1 pseudogene is annotated in these 249 nt (G+C 58.2%); it reads left to right on the top strand.

From position 1 onward, the window contains the following. Window positions 1-249 (top strand): annotated as a pseudogene (locus AAEZ06_RS27935) (biotin/lipoyl-binding protein); the annotation flags it as partial.

The raw sequence follows: 249 nt of genomic DNA on the forward strand, positions 1-249 counted from the left end.
GTCCAGGCCGGTGATTTGCTCGCAACCCTGGATGACCGCTCAATCAAGGCCAGTCTGGATCAGGCCAAAGCCCAACTGCAGCAAAATCAGGCGCAGTTGCAGGGCGCATTGATCGACCTCAAGCGCTACCAGTTGCTGAGCGTCGACAACGGCGTGTCCAAGCAAACCCTTGACCAGCAACAGGCGCTGGTCAATCAGCTAAAAGCCACGGCAGTAGGCAATCAGGCGGCAATTGAAGCGGCGCAGGTG

Origin of the sequence: Pseudomonas sp. HY7a-MNA-CIBAN-0227 (genome assembly GCF_040310325.1) — a bacterium.
GTDB lineage: Bacteria > Pseudomonadota > Gammaproteobacteria > Pseudomonadales > Pseudomonadaceae > Aquipseudomonas.